Raw genomic sequence first — 25258 nt, 5'->3', positions numbered from 1 at the left:
ACGATGCTCCGTTATCCGGCAGAAGCCCTGTGGCAGGAGATCGCGTACCTCGCGTACCACCTGCACTGGACCGTCGACGACCTCCTCGACCTCGAGCACCTCGACAGGGTCAGGATGATCCGCGCGGTGTCCTCGTTGAACGAACGTGCATGGGAGGCCGTCCGTGAGAGCGTCTGAGATGGAAGCCCTCGGGGGTGAGCCGACCACTGTCGGGCTGTTCCTCTTCGAGGTCGACGGCGTGCCCATCGGGACCTTCCGCGAGGTCAGCGGGCTGCGCCTGACGGTGTCGGTGACGGAGCACGTGGAGGGTGGCCAGAACGGCTACACCCACAAGCTGCCCGGGGTGCTGCGGTGGCCCAACCTCGTGTTCACGCGGGGCCTGGTCGAGTCCGACGCGCTCTTCACCTGGGTGACCCGGTCCTCGGGCGAGGGCTTCGCGTCCAACGACAGCACGCTCACCCGGTCGACGGGTGCTGTCACAGCGCTCAACCACTCGGGCGACAGGCTGCGCTCGTGGGACCTCGACGGCGTCTTCGCGGTCGGGTGGGAGGGGCCGAGCTTCAGCGTCGACTCCGAGACCCAGCCGACCGAGCGCCTGGAGATCGCCCACAACGGCTTCCGCGCCAGGACGCCGTCATGAGCGCGGCACAGGGTGTGCCGGGCGGAGCGGGTCCTGCTGGCGAGGCGGCTCAGAGCGCTGCGCGCGAGGTCGGCCTCGTCGGCGACGCGCCGACGATCGACGCCAGCGACGTCACCGCCGCCGCACCTGCCGCAGCACGAGCTCTGCTGACCCGTCCGAGCTCCTTCGACGCCCGTTTCCGGACGGGTTTTGTCGGTCGGACCGGGACCGACGCGATCCTCTTCGTCCGGGCCGTCGCCCGACCGGGGACCCTGCGCAGGGTCGGGCGGACAGCACCGCTCGCACGCCGCACGGCGCCCGTGTCCGTGCATCCGGTCCGTCCTGGGAGCGTCGCCGCACCGCGGTGGTGGAGCCCGGGCCTGCGCTCTGCCCAGACTGCGGCCGGACCGTCGGCGACCTCGCAGCAGGCCCCCGCCCGGGCACCGGGCTCGACGACCTCGTCCGCGAGCGCGGGGACGCTGACCACCCCGAGCCAGCGGCTCGTCCCGTCGGCGACCGGTCCGGCAGCAGTGCCGGGTGCCGGAGCACCCGCGACGAGTCGGCCCGCAGGCTCCCTGACGCAGGGTGCTGCTCTCCCCGCGACCTCGGGTCAGCCGTCGCCCGGTGCGTCCTCGTCCCGCGCCGGGACGACCGGGACGGCCGGCTACGTCCGCCCTGTGCTCCCCGGACGCACGAGCATCGCGGCGCCGCTCCCGGCACGCGGCCTGCCGAGGGTCGTGCGCCAGGTCCCTGACGAGAAGACGTGGAACCCGGGGACCTTCTCCCGCTCGACGGTCCCTCAGGCTGTGCCGATGCGTCTGCCCGACGAGGTCCGGGCGGCCGGGTCGATGGTGCTGCCGCACGACCGTCGTCGTCGCGGCCTGCCGCGGCAGGCCGAGACCACCCGCTCGGAGCCTGCTCCGGGGAACGCACCGAGAGCCGGATCCACGCCGCCCGCTGCGGGGACGCGGGCGGCAGCCGACTCTCGCGGCCGAGTGACCCTCCCCGCACGCTCGAGCGCGCTGGCTGTCCTCAGCGCGCGGGCACCCCGCGCGGCCCGGGAGCAGCAGGCTCCGGTGGCTGGCCGGAGCACGGGCGTCCTCGACGCCCGAACCGGTCGACCCGTCCGGCAGCCTCAGCCCCACCAGTCGTCTCAGAGGTCTGAGCCAACCCTGTCGGCCCAGCAGGCCCGACGCTCTGGGCACGCATCGCCGCCGTCGCACGCGCCGCAGGCGTCGTGGGGTCAGCAGCCGCAGCGGTCGTCGACCCTCGCACGCTCGGCCTCGGCAGGTGTCGCGCTCGCCGGCGCTGCGCTCCTCACCCGAGGCGCCGTCGCAGCAGGGTCGACGCCGTCGGCGAGCCCGCTCGCGGCCCGGCGTGCCCTGGCCGCACGCGAGGCCGCGAACCGCTTCGCCGAGCACCGGCGCGAGTCGCGCGAGCGTCTGCTGCGCCACCGTGCGGAGGCTGCAGCAGCCGCCGAGAGCCCGCAGGACGAGCGCCGTCGCCGCACGCGTGGGGCTCTGCTGGTCGCCCGCGGCCCGGCGAGCCGCACAGCTGCGGTCCTGGCTGTGCCCGTCGTCGCCGTCGCTGTCGCGGCCGCCCTGCGCTCGTCGCGGACACCTGCGGCACCAGAGAAGGCCGTCCCGGAGCGAGCGCGTCGGCGACGGGTGCGCCCAGTGGTCGTCCCCGTCCTGCTGCGCCCGGCCCGGGCCGCGCAGCCCCGCCAGGAGGCGCAGCCGCGCGCGCTGCGTCCTGCTGTCGCCCGGCGCACCGCACTCGTCCCCAGGCCTCTGCCGGTCCCGCGTCCTGTGCCCGTGGCGCGTCAGGTGCCAGCCCGACGCCCGGTCACCCCGATGCTGCACCGTCCTCGTCCTGTCGTGCCTCCGGTGCCTGCCGCGCGAGCCGAGGCACCGCGCTCCCTCGTGCCCGCCGCCGCCGGGCGTCTCGTCCCAGCGGCACGCCGCCTCGTCCCCGTGCCGCTGCCGGTGGCCGCGGCGACAGCACGACCCGTCTCGGTCGGGCCGGCTCCGGTCGTCGCCGCACGGGTGCTGCCCGCCGCGGCGGCCCTCGCGAGCACGAGGCGCGCTCCGCTGTCCGCTGCTCGCCTCGCGCCGTCCCGTCCGACGGGTCGCCCGGCACCGGCACGTCTGGTGCCTGTGCGCAGCGCCGCGCTGCCGACCGTGGTGGTCCCGCGGCACGCTCCGCGTCCTGCGGCTGTCGTCACCGTCCCCCCGGCGGCACGCCAGACGCTCGCGCCAGCTGCTCGGCTCACGCCTGCCCGTCGCGTGCTGACCCCGGTCCCGCTGCCTCTCCGGCCCGCCCCGCGAGCGGTCCTGACCCCGGTCGCGCTGCCTGCACGGAGGGCCTCGGCCACCTCGGTGGCCCCTCGACTCGTGCCGACCCGGCGCACCCTGGCACCCGTGCCCCTGCCGAGCCGCCCTGCGCCCCGGCCCGTGGCAGCACCCGTGGTGCTCCCCGCCCGGCGACCGTCGGCAGTCCTGGGTGCGCCGCGGCTGGTCCCGACGCGGCACACCCTGGCACCGGTCTCGCTGCCCACCCGCCCGGCCGCCCGGGCCGTGCCGCAGGCCCCGGTCTTCCCGGCTCGTCGACCGTCGGCGACCCTCGGCGCACCGCGGCTCGTCCCCACGCGTCGCACCGTCGCGCCCGTCCCGCTCCCGCTCCCAGCACGCCGGACCCCAGCCCCGGGCGCACCACGCCTCGTCCCGACGAGGCGTGCGCTCGTCCCGGTGGCGGTGCCGCTGGTCCAGCGCGCTGTGCCTCGCACACGCCCGGACTCCCCCGGCCGGCTCGTCCCCGCGGCACGCGCTCAGGCGCCTGTCGCCCCGGTCGTCCCGCTCCGCGGCCGCCGCACCCCGGTGACCCCTAGCGCACCGACGGCACCGTCGGTCGCGCTCGTCCCGCGTCCTCGCACGGCACCCACGACGATCCCGAGGATCGTCCAGGCACGGACCTCGACGCGTCCTGCTGTCGTCGTCCCTGTCGCCGCGCGGCTGCTCGGCGTCACCGCGCCGACCGCAGCACGGGCCGGTGCGACAGCGGCCGTGGTCAGACCGGCGGTCGCGGCCCGGAAGAGCCCGGCTGCGACGGCGCCGCCCGTACCGGCGTCCGCTCGGAGCGGCAGAGCCTCAGCGGCTCAGGCGACCTCGACGGCAGACCAGCTGGAGATCTTGCGCAAGATCACCGGCAGACCGCTCGGAGCCCCGACCGAGCCGTCCCCCTCGCAGACTGCCCGGCAGACCCCGGACGTGGCACCCGTCGCGTCCCAGCAGCCCGAACCCACCCCGGCGATCGACCAGGCGGCTCTCGTCACCGAGATCCTCGCCCGGCTCGACTCGCGGATCACCGCGCGGCTCGACGACGCGCTCGTGCGGACCCTCGAAGACCGTGTCCTGCGCAAGGTCGAAGACCGCCTGCTCGACGAGGCGTCCCGCCACAGCTCGTCCTTCACGACTGGAGTGTTCTGATGTCTGCACCGGAGAAGGCCTTCCTCGAGATCGAGGGGGGCGCGCGCGTCCCCTGCCTGTTCAACCCGGCGCAGCTCACCATCAGCCGGCGCAACCGCTGGACCGGCACCCCCGTCGCCGGACGGGGCGTGCCGACCCTGCGGTACGCAGGCGCCATGCCCGGCAGCCTCTCGGTCGACCTGTTCTTCGACACCACGGCGACAGGGACGTCGGTGGCCGAGCACACCGGCAAGATCCTCGCGATGATGGACATCGACACGTCGCTGCCCGGGACCGACGAGTCGACCAACAACGCGCGGCCCCCGTACCTCACCTTCCACTGGGGTGACACGCACTCCTTCAAGGCCGTCGTCGCCGACCTCGCACTCACCTACACCTACTTCTCGACGACGGGCATGCCGCTGCGCGCCTCGCTCGCCCTCGTGCTCCAGCAGTACGAGGCAGCCGACTCCTACGGTCCGCAGAACCCGACGTCGGGCACGCCGCAGCCGCACCGGGTGCACCGCGTCCTCGCGGGCGAGACCCTCGACAGGATCGCTGCCCGCTACTACGGCGACTCGACCCGCTGGCGCACCCTCGCCTCGGCGAACACCGTCTCAGACCCCCTGTCGCTGCGGCCTGGGTCCTTGCTGTCCGTGCCTCGGCTCGAGGACGTCGGATGACGCCCGCCGCAGCCGCGCCGCCGCGCCCGACAGGCGTCCACCTGCGTCCCACGGTCACGCTCGACGGACGCCCCCTGTCGATGCGCCTGCAGGAGGCGCTCACCGAGGTGCGCATCAGCACGGCCGTACGGACCGTCGGCGTGTGCGTGCTGCGCCTCGCCGACCCCGACTACGAGGTCGCCCGGACCGGTGCGCTCGTCATCGGCCGCACGGTCACGGTCTCGGGTCGGCGCGACACCGCGCAGGCCCGCGCCGCACAGCTGTTCACGGGGGACATCACCGGCGTCGCGCTCGAGAACGACGGACGCGGGCGGTCCGAGCTGCTCGTGACCGTCGCCGACCGCGCGCACAGGCTCGGACGCGCGAGCCGCACGACGGCCTACCTCGAGTCCAGCTACCAGGACATCGTCGGGCAGGCCTGCCGGCGCAGCGGGCTCGGGACAGGCTCCCTGGGGACCGGGGCGGTCCGCCCCTACGTGCTGCAGGCAGGGACAGACCTCGACCTCGTCAACGAGCTCAGCGGACGGCTCGGCCACGACTGGGTGGTCGAGGGCACAGACCTGAGCATGTGGGACCCCCAGACCCGCCTCGCAGGACCTCCCGCGGCCGCCCTGACGGTCGGGACCGACATCTCCGAGCTGTCCGTCAGGCTCACGTCGTCGGCGACCGAGAAGGTCACCGTCCGCGGCAGGGACCCCAAGCTCGCCGAGGTCGTCTCGGCCAACCGGACCCGCACGAGCCACGCCCCGGCCGAGCTCGCCCGGTTGTTCTCGTCGCTGTCGCTCGGCTCGGTCACGACCCTCGACACGGCGAGCAGCCCGATCTCGTCCCAGGAGGCCGACGAGCTCGCAGCAGCCGTGCTCTCGACCGACGGAGACGTGGTGCTGCGCGGCCGGCTGCGCTTCGAGCCGGACCTGCGACCGGGCAGGACCGTGGCGATCACCGGCGCCGGACCGAGCGACGGCACGTACTACGTCCGCGAGGTGGTGCACACCTTCACCGAGTCCGAGGCCCGCACGCAGGTCGTCGCGGGCGACAACCCGCGCACGAGCCTGCGCGACGCCCTCGGTGGCCGGGGCCGCGCACCGTCGGGCTTCACCCACGACGGCCTCGTCATCGGCACGGTCTCGGACGTCGACGACACCGAGAACCTCGGCCGGGTGAAGGTGACCTTCCAGATCCTCTCCTCCGAGGTGACCTCCGACTGGGCACGTGTCGCCTCGGTCGGGGCCGGCGCGGGCCGCGGCATGCTCTCGCTCCCCGAGATCGGCGACGAGGTGCTCCTCGGCTTCGAGGGTGCCGACGTCCGGCGACCCGTCGTGCTCTCAGGTCTGTACGGTCCGAAGTCGCCTCCGCCGGGGGCCACCGAGGCCCAGCAGAAGGGCAGCGTCCTCAACCGGGCGATCACCTCGCGGCTCGGCCACGTCGTCGAGCTCGGCGACGGGACCGCCGCGGCGGACCAGCACGTGCTGCTCGCCCTCGCCGGGCGCACCCACAGGCTCCGCCTGGGCAAGGACCGCGCCGAGATGACCGTCCCGGACGGCGTCCCGCTGACCATCACCTCGGGGGCCTCGACCATCTCGATCGACGCCTCGGGCGCGGTGAGCATCACGGGCACGACCGTGACGGTCGCCGCCGACAGCAAGCTCTCCCTCAAGGCCGCCGAGATCGAGATCGCGGCCTCGGCCAAGGTCAGCGTCTCGGGGCAGGTCGCCGAGCTCGTCGGGCAGGCCACCGCCACCGTCAAGGCCTCGGGGACCACCTCGGTCAGCGGCGGGCTGGTGATGATCAATTGAGCCAGGGCATGCAGGGCACGCACGACGTCCCGTCGTTCATCGGCCGCGGCTTCTCGTGGCCGCTCTCGGTCGACCACACGGGGTCTATCCGGCTGACCGACGGCGCCGACGACCTCGACAGGTCTATCCAGGTGGTGCTGCTCACGGCCCCCGGGGAGCGGCTCATGCGCCCGGAGTTCGGCTGCCGCATCTGGGACCTGCTGTTCGAGCCCGTCAACGCGAACCTGCTCGGTCTCGTGTCGCAGGCCGTCCGCGAGGCCCTCGCCCAGTGGGAGCCGCGGATCGCCGTCGAGGAGGTGCGCCCTGTCCAGGACCGCGCAGACTCCGCGCTCGTCCACATCGAGATCGTCTACAGGGTGCGGGTCACCAACGACCGCCGCAACCTCGTCTACCCCTTCTACGTGATCCCCCGCGAGGACTCCTGATGCCGATCCCCCCTCCCAACCTCGACGACAGGTCCTTCCAGGACATCGTCGACGAGACCAAGCGCCTCATCCCGCGCTTCACCCCGGAGTGGACCAACCACAACGTCTCCGACCCCGGCGTCGCGCTCATCGAGCTCTTCGCGTGGATGAGCGAGATGGTGCTGTTCCGCGTCAACCAGGTACCCGAACGGTTGTACGTGCACTTCCTCAACCTCGTGGGCATCGAGCCCTTCCCGCCGTCGGTCGCCCGCACCGCGGTGACCTTCTGGCTCTCCGGCACCACCGACCGTGAGGTCCCCGTCCCCGCCGGGACCGAGGTCTCGACGGCCCCGACGGCCGAGGGCGCCGCGGTCGTCTTCTCGACCACCGAGCCGGGCCTCGTCGTGCCGCCGGTGCTCCGCCACGTCCTCACGGGCCGGGCCGGGGAGGAGACCCTCCAGGACGGCTGGGACGACCTCGTCTACCCCGGGACCTCGCTCACCTGCTTCACGTCCACGCCGCTCGCCCAGGACGACGCGCTGTACCTCGGCTTCTCGACGACCATCGCCGCGCACGTGCTCCGCATCACCGTGCGCGCGCACGCCGAGGGGATCGGCGTCGACCCGCGCAACCCGCCGCTCGTGTGGGAGACGTGGGACGGCGAGGTCTGGGTCCCGGCGACGGTCCACGACGACACGACGGGCGGGCTCAACCGCGACGGCACCGTGCTGCTGGTCGTCCCGGCCGAGGCCCAGCCGCTCACCCTCTCCGGTGCGTCGGCGAGCTGGCTGCGGGCCCGGCTCGTGCGGCCGCTGCCTGGTCAGCCCACGTACCAGGCGTCGCCCCAGCTCGACGAGCTCACAGTCGCCGCGGCGGGCATCACGGTGCTCGCCGAGCACGCGTCGGCTGCCCCTGCCGAGATCCTCGGCCGCTCGACGGGCGTCCCCGGGCAGACCTTCGTCGTCGCGCACTCCCCCGTCGCCAGGCGACGCGGCGAGGAGCAGGTGCGGGTCGTCGGGCACGAGACCTCCGAGGCGTGGACCGAGGTGACCGACTTCTCGGCCTCCGGCCCGACCGACAAGCACGTCGTGTGGGACTCGATCACCGGAGCGGTCCGCTTCGGGCCGACCATCCGCTACCCCGACGGCGCCCGCGTGCAGCACGGCGCCGTCCCGCCCGACGGCGCGCAGGTCCAGGTGACCGGCTACCGCCACGGCGGCGGCGCGTCGGGGAACGTCGGCCCGGGCACCCTCACGTCCCTGCGTGCCACGGTGCCCTTCGTCGCCCGCGCCACCAACCTCACCCCCGCGAGCGGTGGCGTCGACGCGGAGACCGTCGAGGAGGCGAAGGTCCGCGGACCACTCACCCTGCGGACCGGCGAGCGTGCCGTGACGGCCGGTGACTTCGAGCGCATCACCCGGGAGGCCTCGGTCGAGGTGGCCCGCGCCGTCTGCCTGCCCCGCACCGACGGCGCCCCCGGGGCTGTGAGGATGCTCGTCGTGCCCCAGGTCCGCAAAGACCCGCGCGACCACAGGCTCGACGACTTCGCGCTGTCGGCCCCCCTCGTCGAGACCGTCGCCCACGCGATCGAGACCCGCCGGCTCGTCGGCGCCTCGGTCGAGGTCGGCACCCCGTACTACCAGGGTGTCAGCGTCGCCGTCCTGGTCCGCGCGCTGCCCGGCCGCTCTGCCCCGCTGCTGCGTCAACGGGTGCTCGACACCATCACCCGGTACGTCAACCCGCTGCACGGCGGGCCCGAGGGCACAGGGTGGCAGCTCGACACCGACCTCACGTCGGCCGCGATCGCCCAGCTCGTCGAGCCCATCGAGGGCGTCGAGCGGATCGACGAGGTCGTGCTGTTCGACTACGACCTGCGCAACGGCACCCGTGTCGGCGCGGGCCGGGACACCCTGCGACTGGCCGCCGACGCGCTGTTCTTGTCGGCCGAGCACCGCGTCGTGGTCCGGTGAGCCCCCGATGAGGCGACCGGACTGGCTCGTCGGCCAGCTGCCGCCGGCGATGCTGCAGGAAGACTTCTTCAGGCGCTTCGTCGAGATGTTCCAGGCGCAGGCCGACACCCTCATGGCGCACGCCGACGACCTCGAGCACCTCGCCGACCCCGACCTCGCACCGCCGACCCTGCTGCCGTGGCTCGCCTCGTGGATCGGCCTCGAGTCCGTCGACGGCGCGGGCCCGCCCGAGATGCAGCGCGAGGTCCTGCGCACGGCCGCACGGACGCTCGCCTGGCGTGGCACCCCGGCGGGGCTGCTGTCGATGCTCGAGCTGTTCAGCGGCGCGCCGGCCGTGGTCGAGGACGGCGGCGGCGTGTGGCGCGAGGGCGAGAGCCCCGCGGACACCGCCTGGGTGGTCATGCGGGTCGCCTCGACCGGCAACCTCACCGAGCGGGCCTTCGCAGACCTCGTCGCGGACGAGGTACCCGCGCACGTGCGCGCCGAGCTCTGGGTCGACGGCAGGCTCGCCTGGCCACGCCGGAACGTCCCTACCACAGCGGCGCTGTCCGTACCGCAGCCCCCGACGGAGACCTGAGCACCGATGCCCACCACCACCGTGACGTGCCCCGAGTGCGGGACCACGGCGCTCATCACCGACGGGCGCCGCGACGCGAGCGACTTCTGCGCCGCGTGCGACTTCCCCCTGTTCTGGTCCAGGACGACGACCGAGGTCCGCGGGGACCTCGTCGACACCGACGACGCGCTGCGCCGCCTGCCGGGGACCGACGGGCGCGGGCTCGCCTACTCGGTGCCGTGCCCGACCTGCGGCGAGCTCAACCTCGCCACGGCCCGCACGTGCCTGCGCTGCACGGGGAGCATGGTGCCCCCGCCGCCGCCCGTGCCGGTCCCGCTCCCCCAGCCCCAGCCCATGGTGGTCGTCGAGCCGGAGCCTGAGACGACCCCGTGGTGGCTCTGGTGGGCTGTCGCGGGGACCGTCGTCCTCGTGACGACGGCCGTCGCGGTGTACGTGGCGCTGCGCTGAGACCCGGACGAGCAGGCACGACCGGCACGACGAGAACCGTACCCCGCAGGGTCCGGCTATCGCCCGTCGCGGCCTCACCCTGTCAGGGGGCCCCGTCGGCGGGCGCCGTCACCGTCACCTGGACCGCGGCGGCGTCCGACGACGTCCACGACGTCGTCCCGCCGTACGTCGCGACCACCCTGTAGGTGGCCGCCGCCGCTCCTGCCAGGTCGCAGCTCGCGGTGCCGTCGGCGTCGACCTGGACAGCCCCGCACGCGACCCCCGGGGCCGTGGAGAAGGTGACGGTCCCACCGAAGGGCGAGGCCTCGGTCGCGCCGGCCCGGGTGACCGTCGCGGTGACCACGGTGCCTGTCCGGCTCGCCGTGGTCGTCGTCGCCCCGGGCGTGACGGTCAGTGTCCTCGCAGCGCTCGTCGACGGGGCGAGCGATGCTGTCCCGAGGTAGCGGGCGGTGAGCTGACGCCCCGCGGCTGTGCCCGGCACACCGGCCGGCGTGTAGGACACCGTCGCTGTCCCACCGGTGTCGACGGCCCCCGTCCCGACGACCACGCCACCGACGGAGAACTCGACCTGCCCTCCGGACGCCGCGCCCCCCGACGAGCGGGTCACGGTGGCCGAGAGCGTCGACGCCACCCCGACGGTGACGCTCGTCGGCTGCGCGGCGAGCGCCGTGGTCGTGGCCGCCGCCACGACGGTCACCGGGACGGACGCCTGTGCTGCCGAGAGCGCCGGCGACCCGCCGTAGGAGGCCGTGAGGGTCGACGGGCCCGCCGCGGTGCCCGGCGGCAGCGTGACGGGGATCTGCGCCCGTCCGTCCGACCCGACGTCGGCAGACCCGATCTCGGTCCCGCCGAGGGTGAAGGTCACGGTGCCTGCGGCGGGGCTTCCCTGCGGCCCGGAGACCCGCGCCACGAGGGTCTTCTCCGTCCCGGACGTCCACGGCCCGGGGTCGGTGAGGACCACCGACGCCTGGCCCTTGACGGCGAAGGACACGATGCGGTCCCGCTCGGCCGGTGCGACCGTCACGGTCGACGGGGAGACCGTCGCCCCGCCGGCGTCGCCGGGGGTCACCGTGTAGCTCCCGGCGAGCAGGAACAGCGTCTCTGCCGGACCGCCGACGCGGACCGTGCGGTCCTCGGTGACCTCCGTGGTCGTCCCGGCCGCGGAGCCCGAGACCGTGACCTGGAGGTCGACGCTCGTGTCGGGGCCCGTCGCCGCGAGGCGCAGCCGGACCTCGGTGATGGTGGTCGTCAGGGTCGTCGCCCCGGCGTCGAGCCGCGCCGTCGTGGTCCACGGGTGCCCGGCGGCTCCTGTGAAGGTCGCCGTCCACGCACCCTCGGGCACCTGGTTGAAGACCGTCGTGTAAGTGCCAGACGCGGAGCGGACCAGCGGCTGGCCCGCGAGGGCTGCCGGAGAGGTCGCCGGGTCGTCGGCCGCGAGCGCGACGAGCGCACCCGTGAGGTCCGAGGGCGAGCTCACGGTCACCGTGACCGAGCGGGTCACCTGGAAGAGCGTGAGGTCGACGAAGGCTGCCTGCCCGCCGGTGACGTTGACGGTCCTGCTCACCGGGGCGTAGCCGCCCTTGGTGGCCGTGACGACATAGGCACCGTCGGACAGGTCGGAGAACAGGTACGAGCCGTCAGGCTCGGTCGTCGCGGTCAGCGGGTCCGTGCCCTCGTGCGTGAGGGTCACGGTCGCACCGGGCAGCAGCGCGGGCGTCTCGGCTCCCCGCTGCCCGGAGACCAGGCCGCCGATCGCGTTGCTCGTCGCGACGAGGGGCACGGTGATGGTCGAGCTCGTCTGGCCCACGGGTGGTGTGACGCTCAGCTGGAGCGGGCGGTAGTCGGCCCCCGAGATCGTGAGGACAGACTGGACGGGCAGGACGTCCTCGAACTGGTACTGCCCCTCCGTCAGCGCCTCACAACCGGGCCTGCCGAACACGCAGGTCGGCTCCGGGGAGCTGGTCGCGTTCTGCAGCCGGACCGTGAGACCGGGGACCTCGACGGAGTCGGCGAGGTCGTCGACCACGAGCACCGTGAAGGTCACCGGGACCAGGCGCAGGTCGATGTCGCGCAGGGTGTCGCGGCCGGGCGTCACGGCGACGGGGGCAGACGCCTCAGGGCTGAGCTGGGCGTAGCCGGCGAGCGTGGCCGTGACGGTCCAGTCGCCGTCGGTGAGCCCCTCTGACCTCGCGGTGCCGGTGATCCTGTAGCGCCCGTCGGGGCCGCTGACTGCTGAGAAGGAGACGCTGCCCTTGGTCGCCGTGACGAGGACCCCGGGCAGGGCGCGGACGATGTCGCCCGGGCCCTGCGCGCCCACGGTCTGAGCGGTCGTGGACCGGACGGTCCCGGTGAGCGTTCCCAGACGGGTCATCGACACGACCTCGGGCTTGTCCACGGTGCGTCCTGCGGCGACGGTCACCGGGACCTCGAGCCGCGCGTAGCCCTCTGCACGCACGACGACCGTGTACTCCCCCGAGGGCAGCGCTGTGAAGTCGACGGTGCTGCGGTCGCCCTCGGCGACGGCTGACCGCTCGGTGCCGCTCCCCGTGAGGGTGACCTCGGCACCGTTCACCGCCGTGCAGGTGCCGGTGCCGCAGTCCTGCGCGCTGACGCGCAGTGTCGCGAGGCGCTTGAGGGTGAGGGTGAGCGGAGGCTCGGCAGGCTTGCCGCCGAGCGCGACCGAGAAGGTCGCCTCGCCGGGCTCGAACCCCGCCAGGCTCGCACGGACCGTGTACGTCCCCGGGCGTGCGAGGGTGCCCGACGGGTCGATCGTCGGCTGGGCCACGTCGTCCCAGGTGAGCGGATGGACGCTCGCGCCCGCCGCGACGGTCCCGGCTCCCGCGGTGAGGCTCGCACCTGTCACGCCGGGTGGGCTCGAGACGACCTCGAGGGTCGCCTGCTGCCCGAGCGAGCCGTCGGTCCCGATGCCCTCGAGCTGCAGCGAGCCGGCGAAGGGCTGCCCGAGAGGTTCGAGCTCGACGACGGTCTGGGCGTTCGTCGAGAAGTCGAGCCCGGTGAGCGACCGGGCCTTGAAAGCCGTCGACCTGGGGACGACGACGTCGACCTTGTCCGAGACGAGGTCGAGCCGTCCGACGCTCGACGTGACGGCAGCCGGGTTCGTCGTGGTCCCGAAGGTTCCGTCGGAGGCCGTCGTGACCGTGACCGTGGTCCGGACGGGGACGACGCCGTCGTACCCGGTGATGCCCGAGATCTCGACGGTCTGCTTGTCGGCGCGAGTCTGCTCACCGGCGCTCAGCTGCGTCACGAGGATCGCCGAGAAGGCCCGTGCGGCCCGGGTCAGCACGAGCTGGGTGGTCCGCTCCTGGTTGAGGGAGAGCTCGAGGCCGGAGATCGTCCCGCTGAGCGGCGCGGTCCCGTCGTTCCAGGCGACGTCGATCCTGTACTCGCCCGCGACCAGGTGCGTCAGCTGCGCGACGCCGTCGGTCCCCGCGACGACCTGCACGTCGGGCACGGCCGGGGCGTCCGGCTCCGCAGGGTCGGCGACGTGGACCGCGGTGACGGTCGCCCGGCCTGCCGGGGTGATCGCCCCGGTACCGCGGTCGACCAGGACCGAGACCGAGAGCCGTGCGAGCCTGTCGAGCGTGGCGTCGACCCTGCGGACGTCGCCGGGCACGAGCGTCACCTGCGTGGGAGCCCCGGACACCTGGTACTCGGCGTCACCGGGCAGGACCGTCACCGTGTAGGTGCCCGACGGGAGGTTGTCGATCGAGTACCCACCATTGACGCCCGTGAAGGCGCACGCAGCGCCGCTGATCGTGCAGCCGTCGCCCGCTGCCGGGGCGCACGGACCCGTCGGGTCGGGCTGCCCCGCGAGGACCGCGACGACGCAGGTCTTGTCGGGGACGGTCCCGATCCGGGCCAGCACGGTGCCGGTGAGCGACGGAGAGGGGAACAGCGCGACCTGCCCTGCGGAGACGGTCTGGCCCATCGGCACGTTGACCTTGACCGTCGACGACTCGTAGCCGGGGGCCGACACCGTCAGCTCGTAGAGGCCGGGCAGCAGACCTGTGTCGTCAGCACCCGGGACCAGGTACTCGAGCGCGGGCTCGGTGGTCACGCGGACCTGGCGCTGCGTCCCGTCGGCCGCCTGCGCGGTGAGGGAGACCGTGACCAGGCACTCCTGGCCCGCCGGGAGCGGACCGCAGTCGATCTGGCCGTTGGTCCGGGCGTCGCTCGCCCGGCCGCGGATCCGGGAGGTCGAGACGAGGCCGTCCCCCTCGACCGCCGTGAGCACGAGGTCGGAGGCGACGGTCCCGCCGGGGATGACGCTGACGATGGTCGAGGCGGTGAGATGGCCGAAGAGCTCGGCCGAGAGCACGTAGTCGCCGGGGACGATCCCGTTGAACCTGAAGGAGCCGGAGCCGTCCGAGGTGGACATCGTCTTGTACGCGTCGGTCCCGTTGCTCAGCGTGAGGCCGGCGCCGGCGAGCGCACGGCCCGCGGTGTCGCGGACCGTCCCCTGCGAGACGCCGCTCGACGAGCCGAGCAGGACGTCGGCCGGGACCGCGGAGGACTCGGCGCCGAGGTCGAGGCGGAGGGTCTGGGTGGCGTAGCCAGGAGCCTCGACCATCAAGGTGTAGGTGGCCGGGACGGGCAGGTCGACGAGGCTGTACGCCCCCGGGCGCCCCGTGGTCAGCGTCGACGCCGTGCGGACGACGTCCGCGCCTGTCGCGGTGACCGTCGCCCCGCCCACGCCCGAGACGGCTCCGAGGGCGTCGGGGCCCGTGACGGTGCCGGAGAGCGTGGCGACACCTGCCTCGAGGGCGAGGGGAACCGTCGCGGAGCCTCCGGCGGCCAGCGTGACGAGCGTCGACTGCGCACCGAGCCCCGCGCCCTGGGCGGTCACGAGGTAGGTGCTCGGGGTCGAGAGGCCGTCGACGGCCCACGAGCCGACAGAGCCGCTCGTCTCGGTCGTCGTGGTGATGGTCGTCGTGCCGTCGGTGATCACGACCTCGACACCTCCGACCACGACGCCGTCAGGGCCTGTGACGACCCCCGAGAGGCTGCCGTCGCCCGCGACGAGCGTGACGTCGAGGGCCGCTGCGGCTGCCTCTGCCCCCGAGACGACGTGCCTGATGGTCTGGTAGCCGGGCTTGGAGACCGTCACGAGGTAGTTGAGCGTCGGGGCGAGCCCCGCGAAGGCCCAGGCACCGTCGTCACCGGTCTGTGTGCTGCGGGTCGCCGCGACGGCCGAGGTCGGCTGGGTGGTACCTGTCGCCCCAGGCTGACCCGTCGACGCCGCAGCGCCGTTCGCCGTGAGCGCGCCGAGCGGCAGGCCGAGGCCCGAGGTCTTGGTGATCGCGCGTGAGCTGTCGTCGCCCTGCCCCGAGCCGCCCGCGCTGGACGATGCCGCGAGCTGAGCGGTGGCCGGGGCTGCTCCCCCGCCCCCGCCACCCGAGGCCGGCGCCGCGGTGCCGGAGGCTCCGGCCCCGGCACCCGACGACGCGGGGATGATGCTGGCCGGGGCGATCTGCACCCGGACACCGGACGGGTCGTCGGCCGTGACCACCCCGCCGACGCGGACTCCCGAGTCGCCCAGGCTCCCGTCACCGGGCGCACCCGTGCCGTCGGGTCCGGAACCGTCGCCGGGGGTGCCGTCTGTCCCAGCGCCACCCGGACCCGTGCCGTCGCCCGCGTCCGCCGCAGCCGTCGGGGCCGGTTGCGCCACGGTCTGCTGGTCCGCCCTGTCGGTGAACCACGGGAGCGCGACGAGCAGACCGCCGCCCCACAGCACCACGACCATGAGGAGCGCGACGACGCGGAGCAGCCCCGAGCCGACGAGCGGCCTCGCGGTGACGGTGCCGTGGAAGGTCGCCGGTGCCTGCCGCCCCTGCGCGACGACGGAGAAGGTCCGGCGGTCGAGGTGCCCCAGGACCTGCGGGCGCATGTTCCGGGCCGTGGCCGTGAGCCGGATCGTCTGGCGTCCGGGGACGGTCAGACGGCTCGCGGAGAGGTCGAGGCCGAGCCCGCGCGACGTGCGGGTCTCGACGGAGAGGTCGACGGGCTCGACGCCCGTGTTGGACACCACCACGGCGAGGCGGCGGCGCAGCCGGATGCGGGAGTCGGCAGGCTCGACGGTGAGCAGCACCTCGCTCGGGGCGTCGACGGTCAGCACGCTCTCGACCACGCTCGTGGTCGTCGACCCTGTCGCGCGGGCGGCCGGTCCCCTGCTCGCCGCACCGCTCGCGCCACTGCTCGCGCCACTGCTCGCCCCGCTGCTCGGCCCAGCGGTCGCGCCGACCCACCCGTCAGGCCGGCTAGTCGCCTGCGCGCCCGGGAGCCCACCCGGCAGCACGGCCTGGACCACGACGACGAAGGGATAGTCACCCGCCATCGCCCCGGTCACCGGTGCGAGCAGGACGTCGGTCGAGACCGTCGCGTCGGCCTCGACCGCCGCGAGGAGCACGGGCTCCGGGGCCCAGCCGTCGTCGAGCCCCAGGACGGTGACCGTGACGTCGCGCAGGTCGTCGGCGAGGTTGCGGACGTGGACCCGCAGCGTGGCCGCCGTGCCGGCCGTGGCGTGCGCGCCGGGCTCGACGAGGACGCTCGGTGCACCGAGCTTGGTCTGCGGGGTGGGGGTGATCTGCTCGGTCATGAGAGAGAGTCCAGACTGAAGTCGTACGTCAGGGCGTCGCTCTGGCCGATGGTCAGCGCGGGTGAGGTCGCGAGGGCTGCGGTGCCCGTCGCCGACCGCAGCTCGATCACGTAGTGGGCTGGTGCGTCCACGTCGGGGAACAGGTAGGTGCCGTCGGCGCCGCTCGTGACGACGGCGCGGGCCGGGGCCGCGGTGCCGAACTCCTCGGCGACGAAGAGCCTCAGCTCGAGCCCGGCGACCGGCTGCCCGGCGGCCCGGACGGTCCCAGAGATCGAGGCCGGCGAGACGAGCTGCGGGTTGAGCTCGACGGTCTGCCCGGCCACGACCGTGACGAGGCTCGACGTGGGACGGGTGCCCTTGCGCGAGAAGGTCACCGTGTAGGTCCCGGGCGGCACGTTCTCGAGCACGAAGGCGCCGCGGTCCTGGGGTGTCGACGCGCTCGTCACCGAGAGCGTCGACGACCCCGAGGCTGCCGTGACCTGGACGTTGGCCGCTGGGCTCGACGCCGTCGACCCCGTCGCGGTCTGCGTGACGACCCCGGTGATCCGTCCTGTCGCGGCCCGCATCGTCACGTCGACAGGGCCTGTGCTGACAGCGCCGTTGCCGTCGACGGTCACCGAGACCACCTGCGACTCGAGGTCGGCGCGCGAGAAGGTCACGGTGTACGTGGCCGGGAGCGGCAGCCCGCCGATCGACCACGACCCTGCAGGCTCGCTCGACCGGGTCACGGTCTGCCGGGTGACGGCACCGTCGCTCACCGTCACCGCGACCCCGGCGGCGCTCGTGCCGGCGGGCACCGTCACCTGCCCCGAGAGGTTCCCGGCGGACTGGCCGAGCACGACCGAGAGACCTGTGAGCTCTTGGGCCTCGGCGAGGTTCACGCTGAGCGTCGCGGAGGCGTAGCCGGGGGCGCTCACCACGACGGTGAAGGTCGCGGGGGTCTGCAGGCCGCGCAGCACGAAGGACCCGATCTCGTCCTGGGTGAGGCTGACCGTCTGGACCACGCCCTGGCCGTAGGTCGCCACGACGGTGGCCCCCGGCACGGGGCCGGAGGCTGAGGTGACGACCCCGGAGATCGAGCCGTCGCCCTCGAGCAGGCTGACCTCGATGTCGGAGCGGTCTTCGCCGGCGGCGACGTCGATGCGGTGCACCTGGGTGGAGAACCCCGGCTTGGACACCACGAGGTCGTAGACCGCCGGCGAGGGCACGGCTGCAAAGGAGAAGGTCCCGTCGCCGCCGACGGGCGCCGTGCGGACCACGGCACCGTCCCCGAGGGCCGGTGGCGTGGCGGCACCTGTCAGGGGGTCGACGAGCCCGGCCAGGACAGCCGAGTCGAGCGGGATCTGCAGCTCGGCGACAGCGCCCGCGGCGTCGTCGCCGAGGACGGTCCCGGAGACCGTCGCGGGGACCCCGCCGAGCAGCACGCTCAGGCCCGTCACCTGCTGCCCGGAGCTGAGGCTGACGACCTCGGCCTCGGCGTCCGTCGCACCGGCCGGGTACCAGACCTCGGCGAAGCCGGCCCCCCGCAGCCGCATCTTGTAGTCGCCGGCCGGGAGGCTGTCGACGGCGAACTCGCCGGTGTCGCTCGTCGCGGCGGTCGCCACGACCGCCGTGGTGTCGGAGGCCTCGAAGATCTCGACAGCGACACCCGGCACGGGCTGACCGTCGGAGATGAGCGTCACCGCACCCGCGACCCCGGCCGTCCCTGTCGCCGCGGAGCTGTCGAACCGGGCCTGGGCCACCTGCAGGGCGAGGTCGCGGTCGGCGGCGGAGCGTGCGAGCACGCTCGAGAGCCCGACAGCGATGACGACCGCGAAGACCGTCACGGCGACGAGCAGACCGAGGAGGGAGAGCAGTCCGCGGGCGAAGAGCGGCTTCTGGACGAAGACGCCCTGGGCGACAGGGCGCGGTGCGTCGGCCCCGGGGGCTGTCCCCGCGCCGACGACGGGCGGGGCGAGGGTCTTGGTGCCTGCAGCAGCGGCGGGCACCGGGCTCGCGACGCCCTGCCCCACCGCGCCGGGGACGACCGGGGCGCCCGGGGCGACCGGGGCCGCACCGACAGGTGCCGTCGTCGACGCCGAGAGCGGTGCTCGGCGCACCCCGTCGTCGACGAAGAGGCTGAAGGGTCGCACAGCGAGCGACCCGAAGACGGGCCGTTTCGCCCTGGTCCGCAGCCGTCCGGTGACGGACTCCCCAGGCGCGAGGCTGTACCCGGGCGGTGTGAAGGTGAAGGTGATCTTCTGCTCGGGGTCTTCCGCGCGCAGCCGGCCCTCGAGGACGGTGTTGCCGTTGTTCTCGACGACCACCCCGAAGTCGGCGCGGCGCCCTGCGGTGACGGTCACGGGGTCGAGGCGCACGTCGAGGCCGGGCTGGTCCGGGACCGTGACGACGATCTCCTCGATCGCGACGGCCTGCTCGTCGGTCAGCTCGCGGACCTGGACCGCCATCCGGCGAGGACCGGCAGGCACACCGACGGGCAGCGTGAGGAGCAGGCGGACCTGCGCGCTCGCGTCGGGGAAGAGGCTCAGCTCAGGCTGGTCGACCTCGACCCAGTCGGGGTCGGCGCCCAGGACCCGGACCGTGCACCCGGCGATGATCTCGCTCGTGTTGGTGATCGTCACGACCACGGGCGCCGGGACACCCGGGACGACGGAGAACCTGCGTGCGGGGAGGTCGACCCTCATTCAGCCCACCGCCGTCACGTCGAGGTCGCGCGTGGTGGTCGACCCTGCGGTGACCCGGGCGAGCCCTGTCGCCGTGACGGCCCCGGCGCTGCTCACGGTCACGGTGTACGTGCCGGGGGCAAGTCCTGAGAAGGAATAGGCACCCGGTACGTCGCCGCCGCTCTCCGCGACCGTCGTCCAGGTCTTCACGCCGTCGGTCACGACCACCTCGGCCCCGGCGACGGGAGCGCCGCCCGAGGTCACCCGCCCGGTGATCGCTCCGAGGGCGGCCGACATGGTCACCTGGACCGGCTCGGCCTGGGTGCCGGCCGTGAGCTCGAGGGGGATGCTCTGGTCGCCGAAGCCGGGGAGCGAGAAGCTCACGGTGTACGAGCCGGGGACGGCGAGCCCGGTGAGCGTGAACGCACCGACCTCGCCGCTGGTGAGCGTCGTGGCGGTCACGGGCGTCACCGACCCGCCGACCGTCACGGTCGCACCGCCGAGGCCGCGACCCTCGGTGTCGACGAGCCGACCCGTCAGGGTCCCGACGCCGTCTCCGAGGACGACCTGCAGGTCGTCCCGCGACTGGCCGGCTGTCAGGTCGACCACGACGGTGCTCTCGCCGAAGCCCTCGCGGCGGAAGGTCACGACGTAGGTGCCGGGCGTCGCGAGGCCGGGGATCACGAAGGTCCCGACAGCCCCGAGGGTCGGCGTGCCGACCACGACGGGCACTCCGTCGAGGATGGTGGAGACCTCGACGCCGCCGAGGGGGCTCTGGCCGTCGGTGACCAAGCCGGAGATCTGCCCGCTCGTCGAGCCGAGCGTCACGTCGGAGGCGAAGCGGGTCTGGCCGCCCGCGAGGCTCTCGGTCGTGGTGAGCGGCTGGTACCCCTCAGCCGTGAAGCTCAGCTCGTAGGTCCCCGGGGCTGGCAGGTCCGTGAAGGAGAACGTGCCGTCGGCCGCGGTCGCGGTCGTGTACTCGGTGCCCTCGGGCGCACCGGCCCACGTCGGGCGCGCGACGACCGTCGTGACGACGGGGTCACGGACGTCGCCGACCTGCACGGTGCCGGAGAGCGTCGCGGGCTGCCCGACGATCACGAGGTCGGTGCTGTCGGTGACCTCTTGGGCGCCGGCCCGCACGGTCGACCCGGCCGTGCGGGTCTCGGCGGCAGGGAACCAGATCTCGTCGTAGCCGTCGGCCGAGGCACGGAGGTAGTACTGGCCGGGGAACAGCCCGGCGATCGTGTACGTGCCGTCGGCCTGGGTCGCGGCCGACCCGACGACCACCAGGCCCGCGCGGGACTCACGCAGCGCGTCGACGGTGATCCGCCCGACACCGAGACCGTCGTTGAGCGAGACGACAGTGCCCGTGACGGTCCCGCCGACCCCGGCCTCGACCAGACCGTCCTTGGACAGAGCACCTGCCGGCGCTGCACCGTCGGCTCCGACCGGGGCTCCAGCCTCTGCCGTGGCCGCGAAGAACGACGCCGGGGCCACCTTGGTCACGGGGTCGCCGCCGAGGACCCCGCGGATCCCCAGGAGGAAGATCGCCGCCCACACGGCGACGACGGCGAGCAGCACGAAGACCGTGAGCAGGCCCCGGCTGACGAGAGGCCGCTGGCGGAGCATGAGCGAGAGGCTCTCGGCCTGCTCGCCCGCGACGGCGTCGATGCGAAGCGGCCTGTCCCGCTCCGAGCCGAACAGCTGACGGGGCCCCGTCGCGACGACCTCGGAGACGAAGGACTCCCCGGGGCCGACGGTCCGTGTCGAGGGGGTCACCGTGGTGGTGAGCGTGCGGTCGGCGTCGCGTGCGCGCAGGGAGACGTCGAGCGGGACGTTGCCCCGGTTGATGCTCTCGACCGAGAACGTGCCCTTGCGGCGCGCGCGGACGACGCTCGGCGAGGCCTGGAGCGCGAGGCGTGGCGTCGCGGTGACGACGAGCTCGAGGTCGTGGTGGACGGGACGGGCGCCCGGGGCGCTGCCCTGGACCGCGACGGTCACGGGGTGGCGGCCGGCGGGGAAGGTCACCGGGACGGCGAAGAGCACGGCGAGCTCGCCCTGCGCGTCGGGGAACAGCGCGAGGGAGGCGGGCTCGGTGCGGACGATCTCGGCGGGCACCCCGTAGACCGTGGCGCCGATGCCCTCGATGACCGTCTCGGTGTTGACGACGTCGAGGCGGATCTCGGCGGTCTCCCCCGGGGCGACGGTGAGCCTGTCGACCGTGGTGAGGATCCTCATCCCTGACCGGTCCTCCACGCGCCGCCGGGCTCGGCAGGGTCTTGCCGCGGCAGGACGGAGGCCGAGGCCGCCACCTCGGTCACGCTCGTCGCCGCGGCCTCCCAGTCGTAGGCGTCGGAGGCGACGGTCACCTCGAGCACGAAGGAGGCCTTGTGCCCGGTCCCGAGGCTCTGCCAGAGCAGCGCGACGCTCTGCGCGTCGTCAGCCGCGAGCGCGACCTGCACGGAGGAGTTGAGCTGGGCCTCGACGGCCCAGGTGGGAAGCACCTGGACGGACATGAGGCGGGTGAGGGTGTCACCGAGCAGGCTGTGCTCGGCGCGCGGGCTGTCGGCCCAGGCACTCACGAGGTAGCCGAGGCGGACGAGCGGGAGCGGTGCCCGTCGCTCGACGCGTCCGCCGTCGGTGGTCCGCGGCGCGGAGGCACGGGGCGGCTGGGGGCTGCGGGTGATCGAGTACAGGAAGGCGTCGACCACAGGGGTGGTGAGCTGCTCGGCCCAGGTGGGGGTGGGCGCCTCGAAGCTGATGTCGCCCTGGTCTGCGGTGAGCGGGAGGGTCTGGCGGAGGTAGGCGGCGAGAGCGTCCTCGACGGCGGGGATCAGCACGCGTCGTCCCACCTCCTCTCACCGTTCGTCGACCTGGGCGGCTCCGGGAGGGCGCCGCGTGTGCCCCACCACGCCGCGCACGCCTCACCGTACGGAGACGGGGCACGGCTGAGCATCGGTAATCGCTACCGAAGTTCGGTCTCGGTGCCTGCTGCGAGGTGCTGGTTCAGCCGATCATCGTCTTGGTGGCACCCGGGACGACCACCTGGACCACGCCTCCGTAGGCGCACTGGCAGGTGCTGCTCTGCAAGGTCGCGGGTGCGCCACCGACGAGTGTCTTGGCGGACCCGGGGAGCCACGGCGCGCTCAGCACGGGGACGCACGGCATCGGCACGAGGACGCCGAGGGCTGCAGCCGTGGCCGCGGCGACCGTGGGGTTGGCGGGCGACATGCACATGCCGAAGGTCGCGATGTTGAGCAAGGGGATCATGTCGCGGACCGTCGCGACGGGGCGGCCCTCGACGAGGACGCGGCTGGTCGGCAGGACCGTGAGGGTGGCCGGGGCTGCGCCCATCGGGCAGGTGACGACGGCCGAGGTGACGACTGCGGGGCTTCCCATCGGGGTGGTCCTCTCAGCGGGTGCGGTTCGGGTCTAGGTGGTGCTGGGTGGTGCTGGGTGGTGCTGGGCCGTCCTCTAGGTCGCCGACCCCTTGACCGAGGAGGTGAGCGTGGACCCCGTCGTGGTGATCAGGCACAGGACGTCGCGGTCCGGCCCCTGGTCCCAGCCGCGGGCTGACGGGAGCAGATAGGTGAAGTAGAGGGTCGAGTCGCGGTAGTCCACACCCACGTAGCCCTCGAAGGCCTCGGCGCAGGCACCGTCAGCGAAGGTGAGGAGGGTCGCATCTCCGGGGAAGTCGCCCACGGTGCCGTCGGGGGCTGTGTAGGGGACCTTGGCGTAGACCTCTTGCTGGTGCGCGACGTCGCAGGGGACTGTCGTGAGGGACTCGACCTCGGTCGTCACCTCGGCCTGCGCGAGCATGCAGGCACCGGGTTCGAGGTCGAGCACGGAGACACCCTCGCCCTCGTCGTCCGAGCCTGAGCAGGCGCCGAGCAGCAGGGTCGCAGCCGTGAGCGCCAGCGGCACGAGGCTGCGGGCAGCGCGGGTCGGGCCCGGGCGTCGCGCGCCGGGTCGACGTCCTGCTGCGTCCACGCCTGCTCCAGTCTCTCGCCGCCGCTCGGGCGCACCGTGGCCTGCTCGCGGGGGCGGGGAGGTCCGCGTCTATCGTCCGCGAGCGCTCGGGCGGGCCACCAGCGCAATCACTACTGAACTTGAGGCTGGGCTGTGCCGCGCTCAGAGCGCCGGGGCCTCGACCGTGCGGAGCATCCGGGCGAGCAGACCTTCGAGCACCGCGATCTCGTCGGCGTCGAGCCCGGCGAGCACCCCGGCGTCTCGCTCGAGCTGGCGGGGGAAGAGCCTGTCGACGGTCTCGACGCCCGCAGGCGTCAGGGTGACGAGCACCACGCGCCGGTCCCGCTCGGTCCCCGTGCGCTCTACCAGCCCCTCGTCGGCGAGGCGGTCGAGGCGCTTGGTGATCGCCGCTGCCGAGGCCCGGGTGACCGTCGTGATCTCGCTCGGTCGCAGCGCCCGACCAGCCCGCCGCAGAGCTGTGAGCAGGTCGAACTCCCCGCGGGTAAGACCTTCGGGGGCGAGATTGGTATCGCTCGCGGCGGTCAGCGCTGCGGCGATCCGCATGACCCGTCCGACGACGAGCACGGGTGAGACGTCGAGGTCGGGTCGCTGCTCGGCCCACTGCGCGACGACCTGCTCCGTGAAGTCCATCTCAGCCCCCAACTATTTTCTCAGTAAAATACTTGTGAAACACTTGTCGTGAGACTACAGCTTCCCCCCCCCCTGAGAGGACACCACTCCCCCGTGCCCACCACGACGACCCCGCCCGGACCACCTGCGACGCGACGCGCTGCGGCGCGCGGGCTGCTCTCGACGAGCCACCTCGCCGCCGCACTCACCATGCAGCCGGCCGACGCGACGGTCGCCGCCGCGCTGCGTGCCGGGTTCGCCGTCGGGGCCGCACTCGTCCTCGGGCACCTGTCCGGGCTCCCGGGTGCTGCTGGTTGTGCCGCACTGGGCGCCCTCGCGTCGGTCTACGTGAGGTGGGCTCCCTACAGGCGCCGGGCCGAGCTCGTCGGGATCGCCGGGCTGATGATCACCGGGGCCGTCGCCGTCGCGTCGCTCACCGCCCTCGCCGGGTGGCCCGCGCCTGTCGAGATGCTCGTCGTGGCGCTCGTCGCCGCGGGGACCAGCCTGCTCACCCTCGCCGTCCGGACAGGTCCGCCCGGACCGGTCATGGCGATCTTCGCCGCCGGGGCAGCCGTCGCCGGAGACCCGAGCCTCACGGACGTCGGCGTCCGGACCGGGGCGACCCTCGGGGGTGCTGTGCTCGCGTGGCTCGTCTGCCTCTCCGGGTACGTCCTGCGCCCGAGCGAGCCCGCCGGACTCGCCGTGCGGCGCGCGCTGCGCACCGAGCCTCTCGACCCGACCCGGCTCGCCCAGGCCCGCGAGGTCCTCGCCGACGACCTCAGCCACCGTCGCACCGCCCCGGCGGCCCGTGACCTCGCGCTGCTGCTCGTCGAGGTAGAAGACGGCGAGAGCGCGTCGGTCACCGTCGACTCCGACCTGCGGGTCCCCGAGCGCCGCTCCCTGCTCCAGGTAGCGCGGGAGACCGTGCGCTCGGGCGAGGTGACAGTCCCCGTCCTGCGGATCGGCATCGGCGCGCTCCTCGCCTCGCTCGCCGCACTGGCCCTCGGCTGGGGTCACACGGCCTGGGCGGCGGTCGGAGCGGCGGCAGCGCTCCAGGGCCGGCACATCCACACCAACACCCCGCGCGCCCTCCAGCGTGCCGTCGGCACAGCGGTCGGCGCACTCCTCGCCTGGCCGCTGCTCGAGGCGCACCTCGGGTTCTGGGTGGTCGTCGGGGTGGTCGTCGTGATGCAGGTCGTCACGGAGCTGCTCGTGCTGCGCAACTACGCCGTCGCGATGCTCGTCATCACGCCGATGGCACTGATGATGACGTCGCTCGGGGCTCCGGCAGACGGGTCGCTGGCTCTCGACCGGGCCCTGACGACAGTGCTGGGTGCGGCGGTCGGGGTGCTCATGACTGTCGTGGTGCACGACAGGTGGGAGCAGACAGCAGGGCGATAGCGCGCGCCCAGGCCTGGGG

17 protein-coding genes are annotated in these 25258 nt (G+C 73.9%); 10 read left to right on the top strand and 7 right to left on the bottom strand.

The window, feature by feature from the left end:
- Nucleotides 1–3: 3 nt before the first annotated feature.
- The 9 genes from ASG53_RS20080 to ASG53_RS05130 are packed head-to-tail and all read left to right on the top strand — an operon-like array spanning nucleotide 4 to nucleotide 9960.
- Nucleotides 4–177: a DUF6760 family protein gene (locus tag ASG53_RS20080; RefSeq protein ID WP_012867628.1), complete on the top strand. Its 174-nt coding sequence runs from the start codon at nucleotides 4–6 to the stop codon at nucleotides 175–177.
- Entirely contained in the window at nucleotides 164–640 is a 477-nt protein-coding gene (locus ASG53_RS05165; RefSeq protein WP_235533837.1) for a phage tail protein, read from the top strand. The genes ASG53_RS20080 and ASG53_RS05165 overlap by 14 nt, the downstream gene beginning before the upstream one ends.
- Nucleotides 637–4104 carry a hypothetical protein gene (locus ASG53_RS19785; RefSeq protein WP_056129330.1) on the top strand — a complete coding sequence of 1156 codons (3468 nt, stop codon included), beginning with the start codon at nucleotides 637–639 and terminating at the stop codon, nucleotides 4102–4104. Before ASG53_RS05165 ends, ASG53_RS19785 begins: the two co-directional genes overlap by 4 nt.
- Entirely contained in the window at nucleotides 4104–4766 is a 663-nt protein-coding gene (locus tag ASG53_RS05155) for a CIS tube protein (protein ID WP_056129329.1), read from the top strand. The genes ASG53_RS19785 and ASG53_RS05155 overlap by 1 nt, the downstream gene beginning before the upstream one ends.
- Complete coding sequence (locus tag ASG53_RS05150; protein ID WP_056129326.1) at nucleotides 4763–6562, top strand: phage baseplate assembly protein V; 1800 nt, start codon at nucleotides 4763–4765, stop codon at nucleotides 6560–6562. Before ASG53_RS05155 ends, ASG53_RS05150 begins: the two co-directional genes overlap by 4 nt.
- Before the next feature lie 8 nt (nucleotides 6563–6570).
- The gene (locus ASG53_RS05145) at nucleotides 6571–6987 is read left to right on the top strand and encodes a GPW/gp25 family protein (RefSeq protein WP_056129323.1); all 417 of its coding nucleotides are present in this window, start codon (nucleotides 6571–6573) and stop codon (nucleotides 6985–6987) included.
- Complete coding sequence (locus tag ASG53_RS05140; RefSeq protein WP_056129320.1) at nucleotides 6987–8936, top strand: putative baseplate assembly protein; 1950 nt, start codon at nucleotides 6987–6989, stop codon at nucleotides 8934–8936. The genes ASG53_RS05145 and ASG53_RS05140 overlap by 1 nt, the downstream gene beginning before the upstream one ends.
- 7 nt (nucleotides 8937–8943) lie before the next feature.
- Nucleotides 8944–9513 carry a phage tail protein gene (locus ASG53_RS05135; protein ID WP_056129317.1) on the top strand — a complete coding sequence of 190 codons (570 nt, stop codon included), beginning with the start codon at nucleotides 8944–8946 and terminating at the stop codon, nucleotides 9511–9513.
- A gap of 6 nt (nucleotides 9514–9519) precedes the next feature.
- Nucleotides 9520–9960 carry a hypothetical protein gene (locus ASG53_RS05130; RefSeq protein WP_056129315.1) on the top strand — a complete coding sequence of 147 codons (441 nt, stop codon included), beginning with the start codon at nucleotides 9520–9522 and terminating at the stop codon, nucleotides 9958–9960.
- Nucleotides 9961–10042: 82 nt separating this feature from the next.
- Here ASG53_RS05130 and ASG53_RS05125 read toward each other — a convergent pair whose 3' ends face one another.
- The 7 genes from ASG53_RS05125 to ASG53_RS05095 form a co-directional block, all read right to left on the bottom strand.
- A complete protein-coding gene (locus ASG53_RS05125; protein ID WP_056129311.1) occupies nucleotides 10043–16576 on the bottom strand; it encodes a carboxypeptidase regulatory-like domain-containing protein in 6534 nt (2177 codons plus the stop codon).
- Complete coding sequence (locus tag ASG53_RS05120) at nucleotides 16573–19260, bottom strand: carboxypeptidase-like regulatory domain-containing protein (RefSeq protein ID WP_056129308.1); 2688 nt, start codon at nucleotides 19258–19260, stop codon at nucleotides 16573–16575. The genes ASG53_RS05125 and ASG53_RS05120 overlap by 4 nt, the downstream gene beginning before the upstream one ends.
- A complete protein-coding gene (locus tag ASG53_RS05115) occupies nucleotides 19261–21477 on the bottom strand; it encodes a carboxypeptidase-like regulatory domain-containing protein (RefSeq protein ID WP_056129305.1) in 2217 nt (738 codons plus the stop codon).
- Nucleotides 21474–22079: a DUF4255 domain-containing protein gene (locus ASG53_RS05110; RefSeq protein WP_056129302.1), complete on the bottom strand. Its 606-nt coding sequence runs from the start codon at nucleotides 22077–22079 to the stop codon at nucleotides 21474–21476. Before ASG53_RS05110 ends, ASG53_RS05115 begins: the two co-directional genes overlap by 4 nt.
- A gap of 166 nt (nucleotides 22080–22245) precedes the next feature.
- A complete protein-coding gene (locus ASG53_RS05105) occupies nucleotides 22246–22638 on the bottom strand; it encodes a DUF4280 domain-containing protein (RefSeq protein ID WP_056129299.1) in 393 nt (130 codons plus the stop codon).
- 75 nt (nucleotides 22639–22713) lie between these two features.
- On the bottom strand, nucleotides 22714–23229 hold the full coding sequence (locus tag ASG53_RS05100) for a septum formation family protein (protein WP_056129297.1): 516 nt from the start codon (nucleotides 23227–23229) through the stop codon (nucleotides 22714–22716).
- 141 nt (nucleotides 23230–23370) lie between these two features.
- A complete protein-coding gene (locus ASG53_RS05095; RefSeq protein WP_056129294.1) occupies nucleotides 23371–23859 on the bottom strand; it encodes a MarR family winged helix-turn-helix transcriptional regulator in 489 nt (162 codons plus the stop codon).
- Between the two features lie 93 nt (nucleotides 23860–23952).
- Between ASG53_RS05095 and ASG53_RS05090 the strand changes: the two genes are divergently transcribed.
- Nucleotides 23953–25239, top strand: coding sequence for an FUSC family protein (locus ASG53_RS05090; RefSeq protein WP_056129291.1), 1287 nt, complete (start codon nucleotides 23953–23955; stop codon nucleotides 25237–25239).
- The last annotated feature ends 19 nt before the right edge of the window (nucleotides 25240–25258 follow it).

The sequence above is a fragment of the Sanguibacter sp. Leaf3 genome, assembly GCF_001425965.1.
Classification (GTDB): Bacteria; Actinomycetota; Actinomycetes; order Actinomycetales; family Cellulomonadaceae; genus Sanguibacter; species Sanguibacter inulinus.
This window is presented reverse-complemented; position numbering and strand designations above follow the sequence as displayed.

What these genes read in the sequence shown, in the direction of transcription:
- ASG53_RS20080 (WP_012867628.1), top strand. Translation starts at nt 4, where the DNA reads ATGCTCCGTTATCCGGCAGAAGCCCTGTGGCAGGAGATCGCGTACCTC.
- ASG53_RS19785 (WP_056129330.1), top strand. Translation starts at nt 637, where the DNA reads ATGAGCGCGGCACAGGGTGTGCCGGGCGGAGCGGGTCCTGCTGGCGAG.
- ASG53_RS05155 (WP_056129329.1), top strand. Translation starts at nt 4,104, where the DNA reads ATGTCTGCACCGGAGAAGGCCTTCCTCGAGATCGAGGGGGGCGCGCGC.
- ASG53_RS05150 (WP_056129326.1), top strand. Translation starts at nt 4,763, where the DNA reads ATGACGCCCGCCGCAGCCGCGCCGCCGCGCCCGACAGGCGTCCACCTG.
- ASG53_RS05145 (WP_056129323.1), top strand. Translation starts at nt 6,571, where the DNA reads ATGCAGGGCACGCACGACGTCCCGTCGTTCATCGGCCGCGGCTTCTCG.
- ASG53_RS05140 (WP_056129320.1), top strand. Translation starts at nt 6,987, where the DNA reads ATGCCGATCCCCCCTCCCAACCTCGACGACAGGTCCTTCCAGGACATC.
- ASG53_RS05135 (WP_056129317.1), top strand. Translation starts at nt 8,944, where the DNA reads ATGAGGCGACCGGACTGGCTCGTCGGCCAGCTGCCGCCGGCGATGCTG.
- ASG53_RS05130 (WP_056129315.1), top strand. Translation starts at nt 9,520, where the DNA reads ATGCCCACCACCACCGTGACGTGCCCCGAGTGCGGGACCACGGCGCTC.
- ASG53_RS05125 (WP_056129311.1), bottom strand. Translation starts at nt 16,576, where the DNA reads ATGACCGAGCAGATCACCCCCACCCCGCAGACCAAGCTCGGTGCACCG.
- ASG53_RS05120 (WP_056129308.1), bottom strand. Translation starts at nt 19,260, where the DNA reads ATGAGGGTCGACCTCCCCGCACGCAGGTTCTCCGTCGTCCCGGGTGTC.
- ASG53_RS05115 (WP_056129305.1), bottom strand. Translation starts at nt 21,477, where the DNA reads ATGAGGATCCTCACCACGGTCGACAGGCTCACCGTCGCCCCGGGGGAG.
- ASG53_RS05105 (WP_056129299.1), bottom strand. Translation starts at nt 22,638, where the DNA reads ATGGGAAGCCCCGCAGTCGTCACCTCGGCCGTCGTCACCTGCCCGATG.
- ASG53_RS05095 (WP_056129294.1), bottom strand. Translation starts at nt 23,859, where the DNA reads ATGGACTTCACGGAGCAGGTCGTCGCGCAGTGGGCCGAGCAGCGACCC.